Source organism: Streptomyces sp. RP5T (assembly GCF_003933965.1).
In the GTDB taxonomy this organism is placed as follows: Bacteria; Actinomycetota; Actinomycetes; order Streptomycetales; family Streptomycetaceae; genus Streptomyces.
This window is the reverse complement of record NZ_RSAJ01000854.1, coordinates 1-2,659: the sequence shown is the minus strand read 5'-3', so window position 1 is coordinate 2,659 and position 2,659 is coordinate 1. Positions and strand designations below refer to the sequence as shown.

General features: G+C 72.7%; 4 protein-coding genes. 2 read left to right on the top strand and 2 right to left on the bottom strand.

The genetic code is table 11. The annotated features are described in order from the left end of the window. The first annotated feature begins 88 nt into the window (after positions 1–88). Positions 89–859: a site-2 protease family protein gene (locus tag EHS43_RS42045; RefSeq protein WP_125195741.1), complete on the top strand. Its 771-nt coding sequence runs from the start codon at positions 89–91 to the stop codon at positions 857–859. On the opposite strand, the gene EHS43_RS42040 is transcribed toward EHS43_RS42045, so the two are convergent. Both EHS43_RS42040 and npdG read right to left on the bottom strand, forming a co-directional pair. Continuing rightward, on the bottom strand, positions 841–1,020 hold the full coding sequence (locus EHS43_RS42040) for a hypothetical protein (protein WP_125195742.1): 180 nt from the start codon (positions 1,018–1,020) through the stop codon (positions 841–843). The two genes, EHS43_RS42045 and EHS43_RS42040, sit on opposite strands and share 19 nt — an antisense overlap. A gap of 60 nt (positions 1,021–1,080) precedes the next feature. Then, positions 1,081–1,788: an NADPH-dependent F420 reductase gene (gene npdG, locus EHS43_RS42035; protein ID WP_125195740.1), complete on the bottom strand. Its 708-nt coding sequence runs from the start codon at positions 1,786–1,788 to the stop codon at positions 1,081–1,083. A 172-nt stretch (positions 1,789–1,960) separates the two neighbouring features. Between npdG and EHS43_RS42030 the strand changes: the two genes are divergently transcribed. Then, on the top strand, positions 1,961–2,563 hold the full coding sequence (locus EHS43_RS42030) for a hypothetical protein (RefSeq protein WP_125195739.1): 603 nt from the start codon (positions 1,961–1,963) through the stop codon (positions 2,561–2,563). Positions 2,564–2,659 lie beyond the last annotated feature (96 nt).

Here is a 2,659-nt window from a genome sequence, read left to right as displayed (position 1 = left end):
ATCGCATCCTCGGCACCACGCAAGCACTCCGTTCCGACCCGGTACCGTCGGCCGTCCCACCGCGCACGTGTCCAGTCCAGGGAGCCCCATGACCACCGCCACCACCCGCCACAGCGACCGGCGGATCAGCCCGGTCTTCCTCGGGATCTGCGCCGTGACGGCGGTAACCGGCTGGGCCACCTGGACCGGGTTCGCCGAGCAGCCCGGTGTGGCGGTGTTCCTCTTCGTCACCGGCGCCTGGATCGTCTCCCTCTGCCTGCACGAGTACGCGCATGCCCGCACCGCCCTGCACAGCGGAGACATCACAGTCGGGAGCAAGGGCTACTTGAGCCTCAACCCTCTCGCCTACACCCACGCCCTGCTCAGCATCGTGCTCCCCGTCATCTTCGTGATCATGGGCGGCATCGGCCTCCCCGGCGGCGCGGTCTTCATCGAGCGCGACCGGATCCGCGGCCGCTGGCGGCACAGCCTGATCTCCGCGGCGGGCCCGCTCACCAACGTCCTGTTCGCCGTCGCGTGCACGGCCCCGTTCTGGCTGGACGCCCTCGCCGGCGTCCCCTCGGCGTTCCGCTTCGCGCTGGCCTTCCTCGCCCTGCTCCAGGTCTCCGCCGCCCTGCTGAACTTCCTGCCGGTCCCGGGTCTGGACGGCTACGGCGTCATCGAGCCCTGGCTGTCGTACAACGTCAAGCGCCAGGTGGAGCCCTTCGCACCCTTCGGCCTGCTGTTCGTGTTCGCGCTGCTGTGGGTGCCCCAGGTCAACGCCGTGTTCTTCGACATCGTCGACGCCGTGCTGCGCGGACTCCAGGTCGACCCCGGAGAGGCCTCGTTCGGCTGGAGCCTCTACCGCTTCTGGACCTGAGCGGCCCGGCCCCGCTTGAGGTAGTACCAGCACATGTTGGAGGAGAGTCCCGCCAGCAGCACCCACACGACCCCGAGCCAGCTGCCCTGCACGAAGGAGACGACCGCCGCCGCGACGGCGAGCAGGCAGACGGCGAGGGCGTAGAGGGCGAGGCGGGGCATTTCCATGGCTCCTGTCGGGGGGACACTGCTGCGCTACGGCGTCCAGTGTCCCCCATCGCCTCACACGTCCGTGACCCGCAGCCCCGCGTGCGCCTTGTAGCGCCGGTTCACCGAGATCAGGTTGGCGACCAGCGACTCCACCTGGTGCGCGTTGCGCAGCCGGCCCGCGAACACCCCCCGCATCCCGGCGATGCGACCGGCGAGCGCCTGGACGGTCTCGACGTCGGCGCGCTCCTCCCCGAGCACCATCACATCGGTGTCGATCTCCTCGATCTCCGGGTCCTGGAGCAGCACGGCCGACAGATGGTGGAAGGCGGCGGTGACCCGCGAGTCCGGCAGCAGGGCGGCGGCCTGCTCGGCGGCGCTCCCCTCCTCGGGCTTGAGCGCGTAGGCGCCCTTCTTGTCGAAGCCGAGCGGGTTCACGCAGTCGACGACGAGCTTGCCGACGAGCTCCTCGCGCAGCGACTCCAGCGTCTTGCCGTGGCCGTCCCACGGCACGGCGACGATCACGATGTCGCTGCGGCGCGCGGTCTCGGCGTTGTCGGCGCCCTCGACTCCGTGCCCGAGTTCGTCGGCGGCGGCCTGCGCGCGGTCGGCGGCCCGCGAACCGATGATCACCTTCTGCCCGGCGAGGGCGAGCCGGTAGGCGAGGCCCTTGCCCTGGGGCCCGGTCCCGCCGAGTACGCCGACGACGAGCCCGGAGACGTCGGGAAGGTCCCAGGGGTCCTTGGCGGGAGCCTTCTGTGCAGCACTGTCGGTAGAGGTCATGGCGCCGACTTTACGTCCGCCCCGCCCGTCCAGGCCGGTCGGGTGAGCCGGTTCACGGACCGGGGTCGCCCCGGCGGCCAACGCCCGTGGCCGGCACCGGCCCTGCCCGGTTCGGGCGAATCCGGGGTGAACCGCGGGTCAACCGCGTCCGCCTGGGGCAGGATGCGGCCTCATGGACGCCGTACGGGTCGCGCTGCTGCGCGAAGTGCTCGCCGGGACCGAGTGGTTGGGGGCCACGCGACGCTTCGCGGGCGTGCTGCGCGGTGCGGTGGTCTCGCACGGCGGCGGGCTGCTCCTGGTCGGCACCCCGGAGTACGAGCCCTGGCACCTGGCGGCCCACCTGGTCGACGAGGCCGCCTGGTCGGGCACCCCGGAGCTGGCCCCGACTCTCGTACGTCATGACGCGCGCCCCTCCGACCCCGCGCACCTGTCGGTCGGACCGGGCCGGCTGGCGGCGGCCCGGCGCGGCGAGACGCTGCTCGTGGTGTCCCCGGACCGGCCGGGCGCCCCGCTTCTGGAGCAGGTTTACGACGCCCGGCGGGCCGGCGCCACGGTCCTCTCCCTGGGTCCCGGTGAGGGCGAACTCGCCGCGCTGGCCCACGAGTCGCTGGCGGTGCCGCAGGGCACGGACCTCGACCTGGACACCGTGCAGCACCTGGTGAGCGCGGCGGCCGGGGAGAACGCCGTCCCCGCTCCCCGGGGCCGGCGGCGGTTCAGGGACCGGCTGTCGAGACTGGCCGACCATCTGACGGCGCCGCCCCCGGCCCGCTGGTAGCCGTGAAAAGCAGTTGCCGGAGCGGGATGCCTGCCCCGACCATGACCGCTCGTGACCGACGACGCCCCCGCACCCCCCTCCGGCCTGCGCGCGATG